The organism is Ruegeria sp. ABF4_144, from assembly GCF_056160045.1.
Map to the genome: position 1 here is coordinate 1 of NZ_JBSWWK010000003.1, position 21,993 is coordinate 21,993.

Here is a 21,993-nt window from a genome sequence, read left to right on the forward strand (position 1 = left end):
ATGTACACGCACGAAGACCTGAACGCATTGCGCAATCAATCCCTCAAACTGCAGGGCTGGATTCGCCAGCAAACCTTCAGCCCCGAGATGGAGAAGACCCTCCGTCGGTTTTCAAGCTGGGAGGTGTCCGAGCTGATCTTTCGCGTCAACCAGTCCACCTTCCGCGGCAAGCTGGCAGCGGACCCCTCGCTGCCCAGCGGTGAGGTGGAGCCCGATGGCCGCCAACGCTGGTTCAGCCTGGAAGAAGTGAATGAGCTGCGCCGGCGGCTTAAAGTGAATCGCAAATCTCTGATGCCGCCCCGGCCGGTGGGGAAGCGTGCTATTCGCGCGGCAGTGGCCAATTTCAAAGGTGGCGCAGGCAAGTCCACCGTTGCCTTGCATCTAGCCCATGCCGCCGCGCTGGACGGCTACCGGGTGCTGGTGGTGGATTTCGATCCACAGGCGACGCTGAGCCATTCAATGGGCCTGACCGACGTGGCCGAGGACTTCACGGTCTGGGGCATCATGGCCCGCGACCTGATCCGCGAGACCGAGCGGATGAACAACCGCCCTGCCGCTGCCGAGTCCGGCACCGCCCTGCCCCGTCGCGAATTACCGCCTTCGATCACCGATATGGGTCTGGGCGATCTGCGCATCGCCGACTTCATTAAACAAAGCTCGTGGTCGACAATCGACGTTGTTCCCTCCTGTGCCAACGCGGCTTTCGTCGAGTTTGCCTCGGCCCAATACCGGCACCTGAACCCCGAGTGGTCGTTCTTTGCCGCTGTGTCGCGTTATCTGGATCAAATCCCGGACGACGCCTATGACCTGATCCTGTTCGATTGCCCGCCTGCGATTGGATACCAGTCAATGAACGCGGTCTTTGCCGCGGACATGCTCTATATTCCGTCCGGTCCAGGCTATTGGGAGTATGACTCGACTACTTCGTTCATCGGTCAGCTGGCCGAGGCGTTGGAGGATCTGGCCTACGGTTTCGACAAAACCTTACCCACGGGTAAGATCGGCCTTCCCAAAACCTTCTGCGAGATGCGCTTTCTTCTGACCCGATATGAACCGGGCAACGCCCTGCATCTGGCCATGTTTGATGCGTTCAAGAAAGTGTTCGGTGAACACGTTGCCGAGCACCCGGTTGAGATGACCCGCGCGGTTGAGCAATCCGGCCGGTTTCTGAGTTCGGTTTACGAGATGGACTACCGTGAAATGACACGGGAAACCTGGCGCCGCGCGCGCTCGACCTTTGACAATGTGTACGAAGAATTCCGGGGCGTGATGCTATCGGCCTGGGACCAGCTGGAGGATGACGCATGAGCCGTAAACGCAGAATGTTTGACATCGACATGCCGGCCATGGAGGACATCCCGGTCGGAAAGGTTCCGGACAAAGTGCTTGAGAAACGACGCGGTCCGATGGCCACCGCGATTTCGGAAAACGCGGATGCGCTGCGTGATCAGCAATCGACCGAGGAAACCATCCGGGCAGAAAACGACCGCCTTGCGCATGAGCTGGTTCGTCTGCGGTCCGAAGGACTGGTGACGGAACATGTGCCGCTGTCGGACGTGGTCACTGAAAAACTGACCCGGGACCGCAAGCCCGGACCTGACCCAGAACTGGATGAACTGAAGGATTCTATCCGCGACATTGGCCTTTCGAATCCGATCCGGCTGGAGCGTCGATCTGATGGCCGGTTTGACCTTATCCAGGGGATGCGTCGCTTGTCGGCCTATCGAGCGTTGCATGAGGAAACCGGTGACGATCTTTATGCCAAGATTCCGGCGGGAATATCCGACGCAAGCGATCTGAATGACAGCTATCGCCGCATGGTGGACGAAAACCTGATCCGCAAGGAAATCTCATTTGCCGAGATGGGCGCGTTGGCTCGGGCCTATGCCGAAGACCCGGAAAATGACTGCGCTGATGTGGATAAGGCTGTCGCGATCCTGTTCAAATCCGCCAGCTATACCAAGCGCAGCTATATCCGGTCCTTCGCGAGTTTGCTGATGATGCTGGATAAGGTGCTAATGCACGCCAATGACATTCCGCGCAATCTGGGGGTCGAGCTGAAACGGAAACTCGACGCCAATCCGGGGTTGATCCGTCAGGTCAGCGCCGCGGTGATGAGCGAGCCTGATCGGGACGGGCCGCGCGAAGTGGCAATCCTGCGGACGTTTGTCGAAGCAGCGGAAAGCGCACCCAAGAAACCCGTGAGTGCTTCGGGCGGCAAGACGCGGCGTGCGAAAACCACGTTTCAAGTATCGGGGAGGGCAGGGGTCGCGAAATGCTCGGCCTCAAGCGGGCGGATCGAGCTGCGCTATGATCTAGACTTCACCCGAGTGGACCGCGCCAAGTTGGAGCAGGCCATTGCCACCCTGATCGACGACTTGCAGGAAGAGGATGATCTTACCCACGGGTAAGATTTTTCTGCCAGCCTTTGTGATTAGAAAACGTCGGGTCAAACGCCCGGCGTTTTTTTGTACCGTGCACCCCGGTCATTCGGCTGCCAGACTTTCAGTGACAGTGTCCAAGTAGATTTGAACATGAGCTAGCGGGCGGGCAGGGCGTCACGGGCTCAAAGGGTCAAAAGGGCTCTCGATCTGCTTCCGGCTGGACCGAACCGACTGCAGGGTTAAGCAGGGCAGGGGAGTGCTCGTAGCTATCATTGCAGTCGGGTATGGCGCTGGGTTTTCCTCTGCTGTTTAGGCGCGCAAATGCGATTTCGCACCGCTGGGTCCCGGGCAATGCCGGCCAAGCATGTAATCAGTCAGGTTCAGCCAAAGACAAAGGCGTTTCCAGTTGCGAATTAGAATTGATTTAAATCAAAGAAAATCTCGCTTAACGGGTGTTGATTGCCTCTGCGCGCGACGTTTAGCCAAGGACGAGCTATGATGAACGCAAAACACCTTGCAGTATCCACCCTGACCTTTTGTATCGCCAGCAGTGCATACGCCGATGACCTCAGGGATTTGGCATTGGAAATCTTCAAGCCCTTACCTTCCACCGTCCCTGCCGTGTCCGACAATCCGATTACCGCAGAGAAGATCGAACTCGGCAAGGCGCTGTTTTTTGATCCCCGTATGTCGGCGTCAGGTGTGTTCTCCTGTAATTCCTGCCATAACCTTGCGACCGGTGGGGACGACAACCTGGAAACCTCGATCGGGCATGGCTGGCAGCGGGGTCCGCGCAACGCCCCGACGGCATTGAATTCGGTTTTCAACGAAGCTCAGTTCTGGGATGGTCGCGCGGCTGATCTGGCCGAGCAGGCGAAAGGCCCGGTTCAGGCTGGTGTTGAAATGGCGAACACCCCTGAAAACGTGATCGCCACTTTGAATTCGATGCCGCAATACGTTGATTGGTTCGAGGGTGCCTTTGAAGGAGAAGAAGAACCCGTCACCTTCGACAACTTTGCAAAGGCGATCGAAGCCTTTGAGGCAACCTTGTTGACCCCGTCACCCTTCGACGCCTGGCTGAATGGCGATGACAACGCGATGTCCGACGTCCAATTGGCGGGATTGGTGCAGTTTATCGATCTGGGATGTTCGTCGTGCCATTCGGGGATCAATCTGGGTGGCAGCGGGTATTATCCGTTTGGCCTGATCGAAAAGCCCGGTGCCGATATCCTGCCACCCGATGACAAGGGGCGCTTTGCGGTCACCGAAACAGTTGATGACGAATATGTTTTCCGCGCTGCGCCGCTGCGCAATATCGCGGTAACGGCGCCATATTTCCACTCGGGCAAGGTCTGGGATCTGAAGGTCGCAGTTCAGATAATGGCCGAGTCGCAATTGGGTGAAGAAATCAGTTCGCAAGATACGGATCAGATCGCGGCCTTCCTTGAAAGCCTGACGGGTGTTTTGCCTGAAGTCACCTATCCGGTTCTGCCCGCCGAAACCGCAAAAACACCCCGCCCATCCGGAGAAATCGTTCCGCAATAGGCCCGTTCGGGAGGGCGTGAAAATACCCTCCCGATTTTTCTTTGACCCCCTCACCGAAACGCTGATCCCAAATTGCAAACTGGGACGGTAGGGGAGGGGGCACATATGCGTTGTGACTTTGCGCGATTTGCGGTACGCCTTCCTCACGCAGGGGAGTCCCACCCAGGGGACTGAGAGGCTGACAGGGCATTGCCCGGCGACGCGACCCTTTGAACCTGACCCAGTTGATACTGGCGTAGGAAGCTAGGGCGCGCAGGCCGCAAAATTGGCATGCGTTCTCCGAACAGGGGGTCGTAGGCCCTCTCGTTTCCCCAAGCCAAAACTCATCTGGTGTCTTTTTGAGTTGAACCGCTTGAGGAGCACCAACATGAATATCCCCAATCCCAAGATCACCACGGGTGAACTGCCTGCATCGCGCAAGATCTATGTGAACGGCACGCTGCACTCGGATGTCCGCGTGCCAATGCGTGAGATTTCGGTCCATCCGACGGCGGGTGAGCCGCCGCTGCCGGTTTATGACAGTTCCGGCCCCTATACCGACCCCAACGTAATCACCGATATCCGTCAGGGGCTTGCCCCCCTGCGCCGGGTATGGATCGACGCGCGCGGCGATGTCGAGGAATACGATGGGCGGGCGGTCAAACCCGAGGATAACGGCTTTGTCGAAGGGGACCGGTTGACGCCCGAGTTTCCGGTGCGCCCGCGCCCGTTGCGCGCCAAGGAGGGCAAGGCGGTGACGCAGTTGGCCTATGCCCGTGCCGGGATCGTTACGCCGGAAATGGAATTCATCGCCATCCGCGAAAACCAACTGCGCGAGGCCGTGGCCGAGTCGCGTGAAGGCAATGATTGGGGCGCGAATATCCCAGACTACGTGACCCCGGAATTCGTGAGGGATGAGGTTGCGGCAGGGCGCGCCATCATCCCCGCCAATATCAACCATCCGGAAAGCGAACCGATGATCATCGGGCGCAACTTTCTGGTCAAAATCAACGCCAATATGGGCACCTCGGCGGTGACCTCCAGCATGGAAGAAGAGGTCGACAAGATGGTCTGGTCGATCCGCTGGGGCGCGGACACTGTGATGGACCTGTCCACTGGTCGCAACATTCACAACACCCGCGAATGGATCATCCGCAACAGCCCGGTTCCGATCGGCACGGTACCGCTGTATCAGGCCCTGGAGAAGGTGAACGGCATCGCCGAAGATCTGACTTGGGAAGTATTCCGCGACACGCTGATCGAACAGGCCGAGCAGGGCGTGGATTATTTCACCATTCACGCCGGTGTGCGTCTGCACATGGTGCCAATGACGGTGAACCGAGTGACCGGCATCGTGTCACGCGGCGGCTCGATCATGGCCAAGTGGTGCTTGCATCACCACAAGGAGAGCTTCCTGTATGAGCATTTTGACGAAATCTGCGATATCTGCCGCGCCTATGACGTGTCGTTCAGCCTTGGCGATGGGCTGCGCCCCGGCTCAATCGCCGACGCCAATGATGAGGCGCAGTTTGCCGAGCTGGAAACCTTGGGTGAGCTGACCAAGATTGCCTGGGCCAAGGATTGTCAGGTGATGATCGAAGGGCCGGGCCATGTGGCCATGCACAAGATCAAGGAAAACATGGACAAGCAGTTGGAGTGCTGCCACGAAGCGCCCTTCTATACGCTTGGCCCCCTGACCACCGATATCGCGCCGGGGTATGACCATATCACAAGCGGCATCGGGGCTGCGATGATCGGTTGGTTCGGTTGCGCGATGCTGTGCTATGTGACACCAAAAGAGCATCTGGGCCTGCCCGACCGCGACGATGTGAAAACCGGTGTGATCACGTACAAGATCGCCGCTCATGCCGCCGATCTGGCCAAGGGTTTGCCAGGCGCGCAGCGCCGAGACGATGCGCTGTCACGTGCGCGGTTCGAGTTCCGTTGGGAGGATCAGTTCAACCTATCGCTGGATCCGGAAACAGCGCGCGAATTCCACGACCAAACCCTGCCGAAGCAGGCGCATAAAGTGGCACATTTTTGTTCGATGTGCGGTCCGAAATTCTGTTCCATGCGGATCAGTCATGACATCCGCGCCGAAGCCCAGAAAGAAGGGATGGAGGCCATGGCCGCCAAGTTCCGGGAAGGCGGCGATCTGTACCTGCCGGTCGAGCCCAAGAAGGACTAAAAAAGCATCACTGGATCCGGTTTCCGGGTCCAGTAACGCCTAACGCAAGCAATATCGTTGCAGATGCAACGATATTGGCATAGTCTGACCAAAGTATGCAGCTAGATTCCTTCTTTCCCTACCGATTGGCCGTCGCGTCTGAAGCATTCTCACGGAATCTGACAGACGTTTACGAACGTGAACTGGGTCTGTCGCGCGAGGAATGGCGTTTACTGTTTCTGCTGGCAAATGCGGAAAGTGTTACCTCGCTCGATCTGGCGCGCCGAACAACCCTGGACAAAGTCCAGGTCAGCCGTGCCGCAAAACGGCTTGACGAGAAGGGGCTGATCGAGCGTGAGATTTCGGACACGGACCGCAGAATTAGGGTCTATCGCTGCACCCCGGAAGGGCGCCGCCAGTTTCAGCATCTGGAACCCAAGGTGCGCGAACGAGCCAACAGTATGCTTGATGCGCTGTCACCCGAGGATCGCGAGGCGCTGGAACGGGGCATAACGGCGCTTATGAAGGTGGCCAAAACCGACTGAAAGTTAGGACAGAGGCCAAAGCGACCTCTGCCCGATCTTTGTTACTGAGGATCGTTGGCCGCAAGCAGCGTGCCGGTGCAGGCGCCAAACCCGACACGATAGCCGTTGCCATGCGCGGCCCCGCGCAGGGTCAGCGTATCGCCGTCCTCCAAGAAGCTACGCTCTTCGCCGCTGTCCAGCGTGAGAGGTTCTTTCCCGCCCCAGCTGAGCTCTAGCAGGCTGCCGCGGTTTTCCTTTTCCGGACCGGAAATCGTACCAGACCCGAGCAGATCACCCACGCGCATCGGGCAGCCGCTGGTCGTGTGATGAGCCAGCTGCTGGGGCGCTGAGTAATACATCTCGTCATAGTTGGTGCGCGCGATCACCGTTTCCGTCGCACCATTGGGCGTCAACCCGACCTCAAGCGCGATATCATAGAGCATCGGGCCGGGTTCCTGCAGATATGGAAGCAATTCCTTCTCACGCTCGGGCGTTGAGGTGCGGAAGGGCTCTAGAGCCGCTTTGGTGACGATCCAAGGGCTGATGGATGTCGCAGTGGCCTTGGCCTGAAACGGGCCGAGCGGTTGGTATTCCCACGCCTGAATGTCGCGCGCCGACCAGTCGTTTAGAAGGACATAGCCAAAGATCATGTCGTCGGCTTGTTGGACTGAGACGGGACCGTTCGAAGGTTGCCCAACGATTGCGCCCATCTCAAGCTCCAGATCAAACCGCCGCGACGGCGCAAAGATTGGTGCGTCCGTATCGGGGCCTTTCAGCTGACCCCAAGGCCGGCGCACATCAGTGCCGCTGACCACGACCGAGGACGCACGGCCGTTATAGCCGATCGGGATATGCAGCCAGTTCGGGGGCAGGGCATTTTCGGGGCCACGGAACATGGTGCCGACATTGAAAGCGTGATTGCGGCCGGCATAGAAATCCGTGTACTCGGCGACGTCGAAGGGCATTGCCATCGTGACGGAATGCATCGGAACAAGGTAGGCGGCCAGTTCTTCCTGACGGGTCGAGTCTGCAGCCAGTACATCGGTCAGCATGGTGCGGAACGCATTCCAGACTCCAGCGCCAAGCGCCATGAAACGGTTCCATGACCCGTTCGCAAACACGTTTGCCTCGGGCAGATCAAGCTTACCATCCGCCTCCATCCGCGTGAGGTCGAGGATCATATCCCCGATGGCCACGCCACACTGCAGCGTGCCCGCTTCGGTTCTGAAAACACCATAGGGCAGGTTGTTGAGCGGAAAGTCGGTCGTGGCAGAATTTGCGCTTTCGACCCAGGAGGGCAGGAGGTTGGTCATAGTTACACCTTTAAGCCGCGTCGGGCTGGTTTTCGGGGCGCGCGTCGTTGAACGCCGCAAGGGAGAGGGCGCGTTCCTCGATCTCGAGAAGGCGGGAGAATGGGGCCATATCCACACCCCAGCGACGCGCGTTGTAAAGCTGGGCAACAAGGCAGATATCGGCAAGATCGGGGTTGTCCCCGAAGCTGAACGCTGTGCCCTTTGTCAGCAAGGCCTGATAGGCGGTAAACCCTTCGGTCATCCAATGGCGGAACCAGTCCAACTGACCGTCGGCCGTAAGCCCCATTTGGGTCTTGAGATGGGTCAGAACCTTGAGGTTGTTGACCGGGTGGATATCCATCGCAATGGTCTGCGCGGCGGCCTGAATGCGGGCGCGCTGCAGCGGCTCTGTCGGCAACAGCGGCGGCTCTGGCACCGTGGCGTCCAGATATTCAATGATCGCAAGCGACTGGGTCAGAACGGTGCCGTCGTCAAGAATAAGGGTCGGAACTCCCTTGCCGGGGTTGAGGGCAGTGTAGCCGGGCGCGCGCTGCTCTCCGACCACCAGATTGACCGGGCAGGTTTCATAGCTGAGACCTTTGAGATTCAGCGCAATCCGGACCCTGTATGAGGTCGTCGAACGCCAATAAGAGTAGAGTTTCATCACCTCACCCAGTCATTCTGAATGTATGGTCAAGCCCTGCTGGCAGGCAGGCCCCACGCCGATCGCTCGGCGCGGGACAGTGCATTAGGCGCTTTTGTTAAGCTCTTTGGCGTGCAGCCAATCGGCGTGTTTCGGTGCTTTCTTGGTTTTTGACCAATCTTCAAGCATCAGCCATTTCACCTCGTCCATTCGTGCCAGCATCGCTTCTTCTTCTGGGTCGGGGCAGGCCAGTTCAATCCGGTGGCCGGAAGGATCGAAGAAATAGATCGAGTGGAAGATCGAATGGTCGGTGACTCCAAGAACCTCGACGCCGTTTGCTTCGAGATGGTCCTTGAACTCGATCAGGGTGGCGCGGTCTTTGACCTTGAAGGCGATGTGCTGCACCCAGATCGGCGTGTTCGGGTCGCGACCCATCTCGGGCTTGGTGGGCAATTCGAAGAAGGCCAGTACGTTGCCGTCGCCCGCATCCAGGAACAGATGCATGTAGGGATCAGGCTCATGGGTCGAGGGTACGTGGTCCTCGGCAATGGCCAGAATGAAATCCATGTTCAGCATCTTGCCGTACCACTCGACGGTTTCCTTGGCGTCTTTGCAGCGATAGGCGACGTGGTGAATTTTCTCGATTTTCATCGTGTCCTCCTTTCCGAAGGGGTTAGATCAGCGCGGTTCACATCAGTCCCACAAGCCAGAGCGACAGTGAGGGGATCAGGATCAGAAGGGCTAGCCGCAGGATGTCGGCGATCCAGAAGGGTAGGACGCCCTTGAAGATGGTCGCCAGCGATACGTCCTGAAGAACACCTTTCAGTACGAAGACATTCATGCCGACTGGGGGTGTGATCAGGCTGATCTCGGTCGCGACAACAACCACAATGGCGAACCATATCAGGGCGTTTTCGGGATCGAGCAGCAGTTCGTTGGCAAACTCCAACTCGAACATCAGCGGATAAAAGACCGGCACAGTTAGCAGGATCATCGACAGGCTTTCCAGCACACAGCCGAGCACCATGTAGACCACGATGATGAACACGATCACGGCCCAGACGGGCATTTCGTTGTCGATCACAAAGCTGGACAGCGCGTCGGGCAGGCCAGCGAAGTTGATGAAATTGGTGAACAGTTCGGCGCCGATGATGACGGCAAAGATCATCGCAGTGGCACGGATCGAATCCATGGTGGCGGCGAAGAACCCGCTCCAGGTCATCGACCGCAGGGCCACGGCGATCAGCACTGATGCGCCTGCGCCCATGCCTGCGGCTTCGGTCGGGGTAAAGAACCCGCCGTAAATGCCAGTCATGATGAACAGGAACAGGCCCAGCACACAGAAGACGCCAACCAGATCGGTGCGGCTCATCGGTTCGGTGTTCTCTTCCTCGGGCGCGAGGGCAGGGTTTACACGAACCGCGACCATGACCGCGCCAAGATACAGCACCACGCCGATGATGCCCGGAATGATCCCGGCGATGAAAAGCTTGGCAATGTTGGTTTCGGTCAGCAGGCCATAGATGATCAGGATCACCGAGGGCGGGATCAGGATACCCAGCGTGCCGCCTGCCGCGATCGACCCTGTGGCCAGCCGGTCATCATAGCCAAACTTGCGCATCGACGGCATCGCCACCTTGGACATGGTCGCCGCCGTCGCCAGCGAAGACCCGCACACAGCGGAAAAACCACCGCACGAAAAGACCGAGGCCATGGCTAGGCCACCGCGCAGCTTGCCGAACAGGCGATCAGCGCCTGCAAACAGGCCATGCGCCACGCCTGACCCGGCTAGCACGTTGCCCATGAAGATAAATAGCGGAATGACCGACAGGCTGTAGGACAGCGCGGTGTCGAAGGCCACCTGTCCGGTCATCGCCCAGGCCGGCTCCCAGCCGCGCATATAGGCAAAGCCGAACCCGCCAACCGCGGCCATGGCAAAGGCAATCGGCACCCGCAAAAGGATCAGCCCCAGCAGGACGGCAAAGCCGATCAGCGATTCAATCATGGCAAGGCCTCCGGCGGGGTTTCAGTGTTGTCACGCTGTTTCGGCGGCTGCAGGCCGCGCAAAAAGGCGATGAAGGCCGAGACCATGCAGGACACGCCCGCAAGATAGCCAAAGGGGGCCAGTGGAACTTCCAGCGCGTTACTGACTGCGCCGTCATGGGCCGCCTTGGCCGCATGGGTGAACAGCCGCCACGAGAAGGTGGCCAGAAGCGCCGCTGAAAACAGCCCGGCAAAGGCCGACAGTAGACGTTGAGTATGCTTGCCGAGGACCATGTTCAGCAAGTCGACCTCAATATGTTCGCGGCGCTCTGTCGTCAGGGGCAGCGCCAGAAAGACCAGAGCCGCCAGCAGAATTTCGGTCAGCTCGAACGCGCCAGCCAGCGGCGCGTTCAAAAAGTATCGCCCGATCACATCCACACAGGTGATGAGAATGAGGCAGAACAGGATCAGAGCGGCACCGGCACCAAGCGTCCTGTCAAGCAGCCGCCCGATATCCAGCCCCTCTTCCGGGGGCTGGTCGGGAAAACGATGGCGAAGCCGCTCCATGGATCAGAAGTCCACGCCAGACTGCTTGCGCAGTTCTTGCAGTGCTGCCGCACCGTCATAGCCATCTGCCGAGATTGCCTCGGACCATGCAACTTCGGCGTCCGCCGCCTTGGATTTGATCGCATCAACCACCGCAGCCGGAGCGTCATAGACCGTGATTCCGGCCTTTTCAGCAGCGGCGCTGCCTTTTTCATCGGCTCCGATCCAGGCCTTGCCAACCAGCGTGGCAAACGCCTCGCCCGAGATCGCTTCGATGGCGGCTTGGTCCTCTGGTGAAATCTCGTTCCACTTGTCCTCGTTCATGACCATGAACCAGGTTGTGTTATAGAGGCCGCCCGGCACTTTCATCGTGTACTTGACGTCCTCGGTCAGCTTGAACGCGGCCAACGCATCATAGGGGAAGGTGACCCCGTCGATCACGCCGCGCGACAGCTTTTCATAGACCTCACCCGAAGACATGAAGAGAGTCGTAGAACCCATGCCCGACATCAGATCAGAGATATAGCCGCCGGGAACACGGATCTTCAGACCGGCGAAATCATCGGCGGTTTCAATTTGACGGACGTTGTTGTGCAACATGCCCGGACCATGCACGAACAGACCCAGAAGCTTGGTGCCTTCATGCTCTTTCTGCGCTTCGAGCGGGCCGGCATACACGTTCCAGAACGCCTTGGAACCAGCCACGGCGTCATCGCCGATGAACGAAAACTGGCCGATGCGCGACCGGGTGAAACGGTCGTCGGTGGTGAACGAGTGCAGGCCATAGGTGATGTCGGCAATACCGTCGGCCGCCATGTCGTAATGCGCAGGCGGCGGGCCCAGCGGTTTGGCCAGAACACGGACTGTCACGCGCCCGTCGGTAACCTCTTCGACTTGCTTGGCCCAGGGCTTGATCGCACCTGTCACGATCGGATGGCGCGGCGGCAACCAGCTGGACAGAGCCAGAGTGGTATCGGCTATCGCGCTTGATGCGAACGACAGGGCGATGGCTGTTGCGCCAACGCAGGTGAGGGCGCGGGTTTTCAGATTAAGTTTCATAGTCTCCTCCCTATGAAGTGTCAGATTTCGGCAGCTTTGATGGCTGCGCTCAGAACAGAGCGCTCGCCGATGTGATTGGCCAGGATCAGGATCAGACGGGCGCTGAGGGCGTCGCTTTGCTCTTTTCCCAGCCCGTCATGGGCGGCCAGAAGTTCGGCATAGAAATCATCGACGCCATCAATGTTTGGGGTCAATACCAAGTCGGTCATGGGGCTTACTCCTTGCCGACCGCGCGACGGATCGAAGCGCGGATTGCGTTTTCTTCAAAGTTGGGGCGGCGGGCGGCCACGTGCTGATCCGGGCGGATCAGGTAAACCGCGCTGTCAGCATCCCCGAGATATCGCTTTTTCAGCGCGCCGGTTTTGTCATCTTTGACCGAAAGGGCCAGGCGCGTGACCTGAACTCCGGATTCCTCGATCATGTCGGGGGCATCGGCATCAATGGTCAGCAGGATGAACGTGTCACCCAGTTTGGATAGCAGGAAATCGTCACCTAGCGGGGCATCCGGGCAGACGGATCCGGGGCGTGACTGCGCAGGGCCGTTCAGCGCATCCGCCGAGTTGAGCGGCGAGCCGTCATAAGTGCAGGGCACCGACAGGCGGCCTGAATTCACCATGGGGCGCGCGAATTCATACTTTTCGGACAGCGACAGTACAGCGTCGCGCAGGAGACGGCTGGTTTCGGATTTCGGGGTGATGAAATCGGTCGAACGGGTCGAGTTCAGAATGTTCTCATCCGCACCGTGGATACGTTCGACGTTATACGTGTCCAGCAGGCTTTCGGGCGCTTCACCGCGCATAACCACGCCCAGTTTCCAGCCTAGGTTGTCGATATCCTGCATTCCCGAGTTTGCACCGCGTGCACCAAAGGGTGACACCTGATGCGCCGCATCCCCGGCAAAGAACACACGGCCATGGCGGAAGCTGTCCATGCGCTTGCACTGGAAAGTATAGATCGAGGACCAGACCAGATCGTATTCAACGCCCTCGCCCAGAAACGCGTCGAGTCGGCGTCGGATGTTTTCCTCTTTCATCTCTTCCTTGCGGTCGACATCCCAGCCGATCTGGAAGTCCACACGCCAGACATCGTCGGGCTGCTTATGCAGCAAAGTGGACGCGCCCGATCCGTGGGTTGGCTCGAACCAGAACCAGCGTTCGGTCGGAAAGCTGTCGTTCTTCATTTTGATGTCGGCGATCAGGAAGCTGTCCTGAAACACTTTGCCGGTGAAATCCAAATCCAGCATCGTACGCAGCGGAGACGAGGCGCCGTCGCATCCGATCAGCCAGTCGGCCTCAAGTTTGTAGGGGCCATCCGGCGTCATGATCGACAGAGTGACGTGATCGTCGTGGACTTCGACCGCATCCACGCGGTTCTTGCCGCGGATCTCAATCGGTGCGCCCTGCGCCTGCAGCTCTTCAAAGCGGTCGAGCTGATAGCTTTCGTAATAGGGTTGCTGCATGTTGATGAAGGCGGGGTACTCATGGCCTTCTTCGGGCAGCAGGTTGAACTCGAACACCTTGTCGTCCTTGTGGAAGACCTTGCCAAGCTTCCAGACCACGCCTTTTTCGACCATCGGTTTGCCGCAACCATAGCGGCCAGCAACCTCGAGGCAGCGTTTGGCAAAGCAGATCGCGCGCGAACCCATGCCGACGCCCTCGTGGTCGTCCAGCACCAGCGTCGGAATACCCTGACGCCCAAGATCAAGCGCAGTCGCCACGCCGATCGGGCCACCGCCCATCACCACGACAGGGTGGCGGACCGGTGCAGCGGCGTCCTGATCGGTCGATTTCTTGTAGGGATAGCGCTTGTAGGCAAGCGTATATCGGTCATCGAACATCGGTTTTGTCCTCTGGCTGCGCGCGTTTCGTTTTGCTTGGACACCCGGCCCAAGGGCCGGGTCGGTTGCCTTAACCCTGCAGGGCTTCCCACATCTCCAGATCACGCTGAGCTGTCCAGATGCGGGGGGTGTCGATGCCGCGGGCTTCGTCATAGGCGCGAGCGACGTTGAAGGGCAGGCAGTGTTCATAGATCGCGTAGTCAGCGAATTTGGGGTCGCATTCGGCGCGCACTGCGTCCCATGCCTCTTTCAGCGATCCCCCACGCGCCGCGACCTTCGCAGCGGGACGGTAGGTGCTTTCGACGAAGTCACGGGTGTTTTCGATGGCGGCATTGACCATGTCCTTGCCAACTAGGGCGTCACCGCGACCCGGCGCGATGGCGTCAACGTCGAACCATTTGATCTGGTCCAGCGTGTCGCCCCAGTCGTTGAAATGCCCGTCGCCGCAATAACAGGCCGAGTGGTATTCGACGATGTCGCCGGTGAACATGACGTTCTGGTCAGGCACATGGATGACGATATCACCCGCCGTATGGGCGCGGCCCAGGTGCATTAGGTCGATCCGGCGATTGCCCAGGTAAACGGTCATCGTGTCGCTGAAAGTGGAGGTCGGCCAGGTCAGGCCGGGAATGCTCTCATGCCCTTCGAACAGGCGTGGGAAGCGTTGGAATTCGCTGTCCCAATCTTCCTTGCCGCGTTCCACGACCATTGCACGGGCCATGTCGGACATCAGGATCTGTTGCGCGCCAAAGGCACTGGCACCCAGCACGCGGACCGCGTGGTAATGGGTCAGCGCTACATGGGTGATCGGCTTGTCGGTGACGGACCGAACGCATTCGATCACCTTGTTGGCCAGGCGCGGCGTGGCTTGCGCCTCGACGATCATGACGCTGTCATCGCCGATGATCACGCCCGAGTTCGGATCGCCTTCGGCGGTAAAGGCATACAGGCCCTCGCCGACTTCGGTAAACGAGATTTTCTTTTCTGACATGTCCCCCTGGGACGCGAATGCCTTGGCCATGTGTATCCTCCAAAGACGCGACGCCGCCCGAACTTGGTCAATTTCGCCGAAGTCAGGCATATAGTTGCATTTGCAACAAAGTCGTTTCATTTGAAACGAAAGTCAATGAAAATCCGAACGCTGGGCAAACGAGAATTTTTATTCATTTGTTAACAATAGCTTCCGAGATCCCTTCAAGGGTGATTAGGGCCGTGCTGCGAAAACGGACCGAGGATTCCTGCGAGTCCTGCTGCATGTTTTGGACAGATTGCAGGCCCAGACCTGAGATCAGCCAATCGGTCGAATCGCGATTGCTTGGGGTCTTAACGAAGCTGAATTTGCAGGCGCATCCATGTGTGGCGCGCCGAAGCGCCTGACCGCGCATGCCAGATGCAGGAAATCGTTTCGCTCAGTGAGCCGAAGGGAAGGGGGCAGAACGCAAGCGGGGAACAAGCGCTGCCCCGCAAAATAAAACGTGTAGGGCGTGGTCAGATTGGCGCGTTCTAACCGCGTTTAACAATCCCACTGTCAACCCATGCGTCAAACTGGGCCAAAACTGCATCGCAGAACGCGGTGTCGTTGATGTGGGCGTCCAGTTCGGTCATTGGGACTCGTCCGGGCATGATCTTGCGGGCTTCTTCGACCATGTCCGCAAGGGCTGCTGGATCATGTGCCTCTTCGCCTTCTTTGTCCCACGCCTCAACACCTTGAACCGGCAAGAAGAACTGGACCGGCCCGGTAGCGGCCTCAAGCCGGTTTGCCAGCTCCCGAATCCAGGCGCGGCGTTCGTCACCATTGAAGACTGAGCTTTTGATCAGGCGGTTATGCTCGTGAAAAGGGCGGTCCGCATATTGGTCCGGGATCTCTTGCCATCCGGCAAAGTCCAGCAGGTCCAGCGCGCCCGGTGCAACCATCTGTGGCGTGCCAAAGCGCCCGGCATTAGTAACGCGATCCTCTCCGCTTGAGACAACGGAACCGGCCAACAGATTGCCGAACTCCTGCATGCAGAAATCCATCACGCAGGCAAAGGCGCCCTCGGCGGCCAGTTTTTCGAAGGCCATGCCGCCCATTCCGGTTGAGTGAAACACCGCGACTTCAAAACCACGGTCTTCCAGGGCAGGTTTCAGGGTTTTCATATACCGCAGGCAGGACGACCCAAGGCTGGTCATACCGATCAGGGGTTTGCTGCGATCCGGCGCGATGGCGGCTTTGGTTGCCCCAACCACTGCCCCGGCCGCCTGAGCTAGCGAAGACCGGCAGATCGAATTCATGCCGTACAGGCCCCCCGCCCACAGGATCATCTGAATGTCCGGGGCCAATCGGTGCGGCGGGATCAACGGTGAGAAGCTAACGGTTGAGACAATGTATTTTGGCACCCCCATCGGCAGTGCTTGCGCGCAGTCCAGCGCAAGGTCGGTGCCCATGGTGCCGCCAGTGGCCAGCATCCCATCGAACCGGCCATCGGCATAGGCCTGCGCCACCACTTTGGCGGCCCCTGCAGACATGACACGGAATGCCTTGTTCTCATCCCCTAGCGCGATCACCTCGTCGATAGTCATGCCTTCGGCGGCGGCAACGTCGTGTTTCGAGATATCGGTTGGCGTTTGCGGATCGCCCAGAACGGACACATCCAAGGTCAGGACGTCCGCCCCCTGTGCTCGTATGGCCTCCTCGATGAACCGCATCTCGGGGTCTTTGGTGTCGTATGTCCCAATCAACAGGATCGTTTTGGTGGTCATGGTTTCCTCCCGTCCGTGCGTTCTATCCGAGGTAGCGTGTCAGTAACTCTCGGGCGGTATCTTTGAACCGCATGTTGCGTGCCTCCGATCCATCTTCGCCCAAGCGGGACGAAATCCAGCCCACATACGTCGCTGCGCGCAGGGCCAGGAACAGATCGAGATGCTTAATGTCGAGTGCGCGTTCTGACCGGTAGCCCTCAAGCAGAGCCTGTTGCAGGGCGTCATAGTCAGGCTCGCGCAGGTTTTTCAGCAGCGTTGTGGCGATGTCGAACAGGCGGAACCCGAACCCCGCATCGTCGAAGTCAATCAGCCAGAGCTTGTCGCCCCGGACCATCACGTTTTCGCGCACCAGATCGGCGTGGATCAGGCCGTAATCCAGCTGTTCCTCAATCTGTTGCAAATGGCTGTTTGCCGACTCGCGGAACGCAGTGAACAGAGCGCGATCCTCATTCGAAAGCGTGGGGTTCGCCCAAAACCGATCCCACAGAGGGACGTCGCCCAGCAGCCCGGCACGGTCCCAGGACCAGCGCGCAAACCCATCGGGGCGTTCCCAGGCATCGCTGACCTCATGCAGCTTTGCCATCTCGCACCCGAGGGCTCGGAATACTCCGGTGCGGTCATCATGGTCGATCCCGCCGCCTGTTGACCCCAGCGGGTGACCGGGCAGCCAATCCAGCATATCGACCTGAACGTCGTTCAGCAGATGAAGATAGCAGCCGTCCGTAGCTGATACCGGCGTGGGCACACCGACGCCCCCGGCGCCAAGCTCGGCAATCCACTTCAGCTCGGACCGTAGAGCCGCATTGGAATGCAACCCCTGACGGTGCAGGCGAAGGGCATAGCTGTTCGCGCCGGTCTGAACCTTATAGACATGATTTTCGCGGGCCGCGACCAGCGACCATTCAGCTCCGTCCATGCCCCAAAGGGTCAGGGCCTGCGCAACAATCGGGGTCATAGGGTCAGCGGGGTTTCGGCCAAAACCTCGTCCAATGTGTCAAACAGCAGATCGGCATTTTCTTTCGAGAACGGCATCGGTGGCCGGATTTTGAGCGTGTTCTTGTGACGGCCCAGTTTCGAATGGATGATCCCCCGGTGCCGCATCGCGTTAATCACCCGATCGGTGAATGCGCTGGCCGGTTCCTTAGTTTGACGATCTAGCACCATTTCGGCCCCGAAGATGAGGCCAGAACCACGGACGTCCCCGATGAACTCGTATTTCTGCTGCAACGCTGTCATGCGCGCGCGGGCGTGATCGCCGACCGCCTTGGCATTGGCGACGAGGTTGTTGTCCTCAATCTCTTCCAGCACTGCCATCGCGGCGGCGCAAGAGACCGGATTGCCGCCAAACGTATTGAAGTACCGATAGCCCTTGCGGAAGGTGGCCAGAACTTCGTTTCGAGTCACTGCGCCACCCACCGGATGCCCATTGGCCATCGGTTTGCCCATGGTCATGATGTCCGGCACCACGCCCATCTTCTGGTGTGCCCACATATGTGTGCCGGTGCGGCCAAAACCGGATTGCACCTCATCACAGATCAGCAAGCCACCGGCCTTGCGAACCACCTCGGCCACGGGCTTCAGCCAGCCGTCAGGATGGTCGGGGAAGCCTTCGTTCAGGAAATAGGGGCAGACGACCAAAGCGGCAAAGCCGATGCCAGACTTTTCGTGTTCAGCAATCTGTTCGGCCACGGCATCGGCGAATTTGCGGCCATCCGGGTCCGGATGGCGATAGCTGTCAGGGGCTTCGACAAACCGGAAATACTGATCCAGACCAAAGCCAACCGTCGGCACGTTCGACTTGCTCAGCTGGCTGACCAGAGAGGTGTTGCCGTGATAGGTCGCATCCGTGGCGATGATACCGCGTTTGCCGGTCATCCCCTCGGCCATGCGCAGGGCGATGTCGTTCGCCTCGGACCCGGTGCAGGTCAGGATGGCGGTATCCAGCGAGGCAACCATCGTGCCGGTCAGCTTCTCGACATAGTCCAGGATGCCGTCATGCAGATAGCGGGTATGGGTGTTGAGCGTCGACGCCTGACGGCAGATCGCCTCGACCACGCGTGGGTTGCAGTGGCCGACATGCGGGACGTTGTTGTAGCAATCCAGATATTTGCGCCCGTCCGCATCCCACAACCAGACACCTTCACCCTTCACGATATGAAGCGGGTCGTCGTAGAAGGTCGAAACGTTCGGACCCAACAGTTTGGCCCGGCGCTTAACAAGCTCGGCGGATTTCGGGGGAAGCGTCATGCGGTCGGCCCTTGGTCAGAGTTTTATCCAGGCGGTTTTCAGGTCGAGATATTTCTCGAATGCATGCAATGACTTGTCATGTCCGTTGCCCGACTGGCGCACGCCACCCAGCGGCACCGTCAAGTCAGATCCACCATAGGTATTCACGTGTACGACGCCCGCGCGGATACCCGCGATCATGCGGTGTGCGCGGCTTAGGTTCGATGTCCACACACCCGAGGACAGACCGTAAACCGAGTCGTTGGCCAGCCTGATCGCGTCGTCCTCGTCCTTGAAGGGGGTCACCGCCAGAACAGGGCCAAACACCTCATTCTGGAACAGGTTGTCGGTGGATTTCACGCCTGTCATCACAGTCGGCGCCATATAGTAGCCGCCGGTGTCCTCAAGGATACGCCCGCCACCGGTGCGGCGCTCGGCACCTTCGGCCTCGGCCTTGGCGACGAAGTCCAGGTTGGAGTCCAGCTCGGACATCGAATGAACCGCGCCGATTTGCGTGTCCAGATCCAGCGGGTCGCCGACGCGCATCGCCTCGGCATGTTTGACCAGTTCGGCAACAAAATCGTAGTGGATGTCTTCCTGCACCAGCAGGCGCGATCCGGCGATGCAGATCTGGCCCGCGTTGCGGAAGATGCCGCCCGCCGACACTTTGGCGGCTTCGCTCAGGTCTGGGGCGTCATTGAAGACAATATTGGGGGATTTGCCGCCCAGCTCCAGATAGCAGCGTTTCATATTTGACCGCGCCGAATACTCCAACAGCCGCCGACCTGTTGCGCCCGAACCGGTGAACACCATGATGTCCACATCCATCGACAGCGCCAGCGCCTCACCCACCACCCGGCCCGAGCCGGTGACGACGTTCAGCACGCCATCGGGAACTCCGGCTTCGGCCGCTAGTTCGGCCAGTTTCAACAATGACAAGGATGCGCTTTCTGCTGGCTTCAGAACCACCGAGTTGCCGGTGGCAAGAGCAGGGGCTAGTTTCCAGCTGCCGATCATCAGCGGCATGTTCCACGGTACAATTGCCCCGACAACGCCAACAGGCGCGTGATGAATCAGGCCAAGCACGCTTTCTGCCGTGGGGGCGATCTGGCCATAGACCTTGTCGATCGCCTCGGCGTAATAGCGGAACGTGCCCGCGGCCGACATCGGCTCGGCCTTCATGGCCATGGTGATCTCGGTGCCATTGTCGCGCACACCCAGAACCGCCAGTTCAAGGGCGTGTTTTTCGATCAGATCGGCCAGTTTCAGCAGCACCTTTTTGCGCTCGGCCGGGGACCGGCGCGACCAGCGGCCATCTTCGAAGGCCGCACGCGCAGCGGCAATCGCGGCCTCCATATCCGCTGGTGTGCCTTCAGCAATCTGGGTCAGAACCGCGCCATCAATCGGTGACAACACATCGCGGTGCCCACCTTCTGAGGCGGCGACCCAGCGCCCACCGATGAAGTGTGACCGGGGCGACAGAACCTGAGATCGTAGGGCGTCAATATCGGACTGGTTCATGGCGGGGTTACCCTTGCTGATTGGGGTGATCGGAATCGACCGGTTGCGCTGTTGGCTCGGGCCTCAGCTTGTTGCGGAATTCGAAGTACAGCGTGCGGCAATGCAGCAGTAGGATGAGCACGATCAGCGCCGTTAGGATCGCTGCGATCGGGCGGTCGACGAAATCCAGCGGTGATTTGACCCGTGCCATGGCGCTGCGCAGCTTGACCTCCATGATGCCGCCCAGAACCATGCCTAGGATGATCGGCACAATCGGCAGGTCCAGCCGCTTGAGGATAAGGCCGAACACCCCGAACCCGGCAGCAATGGCGCAGTCGGTGATCGAGTTGCGCAAGCTATAGACGCCGACGAAGGCAAGGATCAGGATCATGATGCCCAAAAACCGGGTCGGGATCTGGATGATCTTCAGCAGCAGGTTGGTTGAAAACAGCAGGAACACCAGAACGATGACGTTTAGCAAGATCAGCGCCATATAAAGCGCCATCACAAAGTCCATCTGGTTTTCGAACAGCTGCGGGCCGGGGATGACGTTGTGCACATAGAACACCGACAGCATCATTGCCGTCAGCGCCTCGCCCGGAATACCCAGCGCCAACAGCGGGATCATGGCGGCACCGGGAACGGCGTTGTTGGCGGCCTCGGAGGCGACCAGCCCCTCGGGCGAGCCATCCCCGAACTTGTCGGGGTCTTTCGAGGTTTTCTGCGCATAGGTGTAGGACAGGAACTGGGAAGTGAATTCGCCCGTGCCCGGCACCATGCCCATGAAGACGCCGATGCTTGAGGACACGGTGGCGACCCGCTTGATGCCCAGCAGCTCTTTGAGACCGGTAAAGATGTTGCCGCTGACATGCGCCTGGCCCGGTGCGTGGTTCTTTTCCAGCAACAATAGCAGCGCCTGACTGATGGCAAACAGGCCCAGAACGACCACGATCAGATCAACGCCAGACGCCAGCCAGCTTTGTTCAAAGGTGAAGCGGCGGGTATATTTGACTGGCTCAAGCCCGACGGTGTTCAGGAAAATCCCAAAAGCGGCCAGCATACCGGCGGCAAAAATCTGTCCGCGGTGGGCGAGGATCACCAGAATGATGCCCAGAAGGGCGGCCAGAAAAATCTCTCGACTGCCGAAATGCGGGGCGATCAACGCCAGCACCGGTGATAGGATCATCAGGCAGATGATGGCGAAAACGCCGCCGAAGAACGACGCGGAATAGGCCAGTGACAGCGCGCGATGACCCTGACCGCGTTTGGTCATGGGATAGCCATCATAGGTGGTCAACGCGTTCACCGCCGTACCGGGTGTGTTGATCAGAATGGCGGGGATGGCGCCGCCATACATGGAGGAGCCATAGATGCCCAGCAACAGCGTCAGGCCGACAATGGGTTCAAAGGCGAAAGTGGCGGGCAAAAGGATGGCAATCGCCACCGCAGCGCCAACACCGGGCAGCGCGCCGATGATGACCCCGCCAATCGAGCCAATCAGAAGGGCGACGATCACCTGCCACTGCGTAAGGATAGAAAGACCGGACAGAAGCGTTTCCATGGCGAACC

The 21,993-nt window shown here is 59.1% G+C and carries 19 protein-coding genes and 1 riboswitch; of the genes, 5 read left to right on the plus strand and 14 right to left on the minus strand.

The genetic code is table 11. From position 1 onward, the window contains the following. The 5 genes from ACXAGD_RS20480 (at position 1) to ACXAGD_RS20500 (ending at position 6,620) form a co-directional block, all read left to right on the plus strand. The gene (locus ACXAGD_RS20480; RefSeq protein ID WP_475213505.1) at positions 1-1,308 is read left to right on the plus strand and encodes an AAA family ATPase; all 1,308 of its coding nucleotides are present in this window, start codon (positions 1-3) and stop codon (positions 1,306-1,308) included. Further along, positions 1,305-2,411: a ParB/RepB/Spo0J family partition protein gene (locus ACXAGD_RS20485; protein WP_475213507.1), complete on the plus strand. Its 1,107-nt coding sequence runs from the start codon at positions 1,305-1,307 to the stop codon at positions 2,409-2,411. Before ACXAGD_RS20480 ends, ACXAGD_RS20485 begins: the two co-directional genes overlap by 4 nt. Positions 2,412-2,882: 471 nt before the next feature. Further along, the gene (locus ACXAGD_RS20490) at positions 2,883-3,929 is read left to right on the plus strand and encodes a cytochrome-c peroxidase (RefSeq protein ID WP_475213509.1); all 1,047 of its coding nucleotides are present in this window, start codon (positions 2,883-2,885) and stop codon (positions 3,927-3,929) included. Between the two features lie 139 nt (positions 3,930-4,068). Further along, positions 4,069-4,188: riboswitch (TPP riboswitch) on the plus strand. Positions 4,189-4,296: 108 nt separating this feature from the next. Continuing rightward, positions 4,297-6,096, plus strand: a complete 1,800-nt coding sequence (gene thiC, locus ACXAGD_RS20495) for a phosphomethylpyrimidine synthase ThiC (protein ID WP_475213511.1) — start codon at positions 4,297-4,299, stop codon at positions 6,094-6,096. A gap of 95 nt (positions 6,097-6,191) precedes the next feature. Beyond that, complete coding sequence (locus ACXAGD_RS20500) at positions 6,192-6,620, plus strand: MarR family winged helix-turn-helix transcriptional regulator (protein ID WP_475213513.1); 429 nt, start codon at positions 6,192-6,194, stop codon at positions 6,618-6,620. Between the two features lie 41 nt (positions 6,621-6,661). Here ACXAGD_RS20500 and fahA read toward each other — a convergent pair whose 3' ends face one another. From fahA to ACXAGD_RS20570, 14 genes are all read right to left on the minus strand, one after another. After that, positions 6,662-7,912, minus strand: a complete 1,251-nt coding sequence (gene fahA / locus ACXAGD_RS20505; RefSeq protein ID WP_475213516.1) for a fumarylacetoacetase — start codon at positions 7,910-7,912, stop codon at positions 6,662-6,664. Positions 7,913-7,922: 10 nt separating this feature from the next. After that, positions 7,923-8,555: a maleylacetoacetate isomerase gene (gene maiA, locus ACXAGD_RS20510; RefSeq protein WP_475213518.1), complete on the minus strand. Its 633-nt coding sequence runs from the start codon at positions 8,553-8,555 to the stop codon at positions 7,923-7,925. An 84-nt stretch (positions 8,556-8,639) separates the two neighbouring features. Further along, the gene (locus ACXAGD_RS20515; RefSeq protein WP_475213521.1) at positions 8,640-9,185 is read right to left on the minus strand and encodes a VOC family protein; all 546 of its coding nucleotides are present in this window, start codon (positions 9,183-9,185) and stop codon (positions 8,640-8,642) included. A gap of 37 nt (positions 9,186-9,222) precedes the next feature. After that, positions 9,223-10,539: a TRAP transporter large permease gene (locus ACXAGD_RS20520; protein ID WP_366549826.1), complete on the minus strand. Its 1,317-nt coding sequence runs from the start codon at positions 10,537-10,539 to the stop codon at positions 9,223-9,225. After that, complete coding sequence (locus ACXAGD_RS20525) at positions 10,536-11,084, minus strand: TRAP transporter small permease (RefSeq protein ID WP_475213523.1); 549 nt, start codon at positions 11,082-11,084, stop codon at positions 10,536-10,538. The genes ACXAGD_RS20520 and ACXAGD_RS20525 overlap by 4 nt, the downstream gene beginning before the upstream one ends. A 3-nt stretch (positions 11,085-11,087) precedes the next feature. Next, positions 11,088-12,122: a TRAP transporter substrate-binding protein gene (locus ACXAGD_RS20530; protein ID WP_475213527.1), complete on the minus strand. Its 1,035-nt coding sequence runs from the start codon at positions 12,120-12,122 to the stop codon at positions 11,088-11,090. Between the two features lie 20 nt (positions 12,123-12,142). Then, the gene (locus ACXAGD_RS20535; RefSeq protein WP_475213530.1) at positions 12,143-12,331 is read right to left on the minus strand and encodes a DUF2783 domain-containing protein; all 189 of its coding nucleotides are present in this window, start codon (positions 12,329-12,331) and stop codon (positions 12,143-12,145) included. A 5-nt stretch (positions 12,332-12,336) separates the two neighbouring features. Continuing rightward, complete coding sequence (locus ACXAGD_RS20540) at positions 12,337-13,959, minus strand: FAD-dependent oxidoreductase (RefSeq protein ID WP_475213532.1); 1,623 nt, start codon at positions 13,957-13,959, stop codon at positions 12,337-12,339. Positions 13,960-14,029: 70 nt separating this feature from the next. Further along, positions 14,030-14,980 (minus strand): MBL fold metallo-hydrolase, encoded by a 951-nt coding sequence (locus ACXAGD_RS20545; RefSeq protein WP_475213535.1) that lies wholly within the window; start codon positions 14,978-14,980, stop codon positions 14,030-14,032. A 482-nt stretch (positions 14,981-15,462) separates the two neighbouring features. Beyond that, positions 15,463-16,698 carry a Tm-1-like ATP-binding domain-containing protein gene (locus tag ACXAGD_RS20550; protein WP_475213537.1) on the minus strand — a complete coding sequence of 412 codons (1,236 nt, stop codon included), beginning with the start codon at positions 16,696-16,698 and terminating at the stop codon, positions 15,463-15,465. Positions 16,699-16,720: 22 nt separating this feature from the next. Then, positions 16,721-17,653, minus strand: coding sequence for a phosphotransferase enzyme family protein (locus tag ACXAGD_RS20555; RefSeq protein ID WP_475213539.1), 933 nt, complete (start codon positions 17,651-17,653; stop codon positions 16,721-16,723). Continuing rightward, positions 17,650-18,945, minus strand: coding sequence for an aspartate aminotransferase family protein (locus ACXAGD_RS20560; RefSeq protein ID WP_475213541.1), 1,296 nt, complete (start codon positions 18,943-18,945; stop codon positions 17,650-17,652). The genes ACXAGD_RS20555 and ACXAGD_RS20560 overlap by 4 nt, the downstream gene beginning before the upstream one ends. A 15-nt stretch (positions 18,946-18,960) precedes the next feature. Beyond that, positions 18,961-20,445: an aldehyde dehydrogenase gene (locus tag ACXAGD_RS20565; RefSeq protein WP_475213543.1), complete on the minus strand. Its 1,485-nt coding sequence runs from the start codon at positions 20,443-20,445 to the stop codon at positions 18,961-18,963. Between the two features lie 7 nt (positions 20,446-20,452). Then, positions 20,453-21,985: a tripartite tricarboxylate transporter permease gene (locus ACXAGD_RS20570; RefSeq protein ID WP_475213545.1), complete on the minus strand. Its 1,533-nt coding sequence runs from the start codon at positions 21,983-21,985 to the stop codon at positions 20,453-20,455. Between the last annotated feature and the right edge of the window lie 8 nt (positions 21,986-21,993).

Bases quoted from the DNA above. Each gene is read 5' to 3' on its own strand.
- ACXAGD_RS20480 (WP_475213505.1), top strand. From the start codon at position 1: ATGTACACGCACGAAGACCTGAACGCATTGCGCAATCAATCCCTCAAA.
- ACXAGD_RS20485 (WP_475213507.1), top strand. From the start codon at position 1,305: ATGAGCCGTAAACGCAGAATGTTTGACATCGACATGCCGGCCATGGAG.
- ACXAGD_RS20490 (WP_475213509.1), top strand. From the start codon at position 2,883: ATGAACGCAAAACACCTTGCAGTATCCACCCTGACCTTTTGTATCGCC.
- thiC (WP_475213511.1), top strand. From the start codon at position 4,297: ATGAATATCCCCAATCCCAAGATCACCACGGGTGAACTGCCTGCATCG.
- ACXAGD_RS20500 (WP_475213513.1), top strand. From the start codon at position 6,192: ATGCAGCTAGATTCCTTCTTTCCCTACCGATTGGCCGTCGCGTCTGAA.
- fahA (WP_475213516.1), bottom strand. From the start codon at position 7,912: ATGACCAACCTCCTGCCCTCCTGGGTCGAAAGCGCAAATTCTGCCACG.
- maiA (WP_475213518.1), bottom strand. From the start codon at position 8,555: ATGAAACTCTACTCTTATTGGCGTTCGACGACCTCATACAGGGTCCGG.
- ACXAGD_RS20515 (WP_475213521.1), bottom strand. From the start codon at position 9,185: ATGAAAATCGAGAAAATTCACCACGTCGCCTATCGCTGCAAAGACGCC.
- ACXAGD_RS20520 (WP_366549826.1), bottom strand. From the start codon at position 10,539: ATGATTGAATCGCTGATCGGCTTTGCCGTCCTGCTGGGGCTGATCCTT.
- ACXAGD_RS20525 (WP_475213523.1), bottom strand. From the start codon at position 11,084: ATGGAGCGGCTTCGCCATCGTTTTCCCGACCAGCCCCCGGAAGAGGGG.
- ACXAGD_RS20530 (WP_475213527.1), bottom strand. From the start codon at position 12,122: ATGAAACTTAATCTGAAAACCCGCGCCCTCACCTGCGTTGGCGCAACA.
- ACXAGD_RS20535 (WP_475213530.1), bottom strand. From the start codon at position 12,331: ATGACCGACTTGGTATTGACCCCAAACATTGATGGCGTCGATGATTTC.
- ACXAGD_RS20540 (WP_475213532.1), bottom strand. From the start codon at position 13,959: ATGTTCGATGACCGATATACGCTTGCCTACAAGCGCTATCCCTACAAG.
- ACXAGD_RS20545 (WP_475213535.1), bottom strand. From the start codon at position 14,980: ATGGCCAAGGCATTCGCGTCCCAGGGGGACATGTCAGAAAAGAAAATC.
- ACXAGD_RS20550 (WP_475213537.1), bottom strand. From the start codon at position 16,698: ATGACCACCAAAACGATCCTGTTGATTGGGACATACGACACCAAAGAC.
- ACXAGD_RS20555 (WP_475213539.1), bottom strand. From the start codon at position 17,653: ATGACCCCGATTGTTGCGCAGGCCCTGACCCTTTGGGGCATGGACGGA.
- ACXAGD_RS20560 (WP_475213541.1), bottom strand. From the start codon at position 18,945: ATGACGCTTCCCCCGAAATCCGCCGAGCTTGTTAAGCGCCGGGCCAAA.
- ACXAGD_RS20565 (WP_475213543.1), bottom strand. From the start codon at position 20,445: ATGAACCAGTCCGATATTGACGCCCTACGATCTCAGGTTCTGTCGCCC.
- ACXAGD_RS20570 (WP_475213545.1), bottom strand. From the start codon at position 21,985: ATGGAAACGCTTCTGTCCGGTCTTTCTATCCTTACGCAGTGGCAGGTG.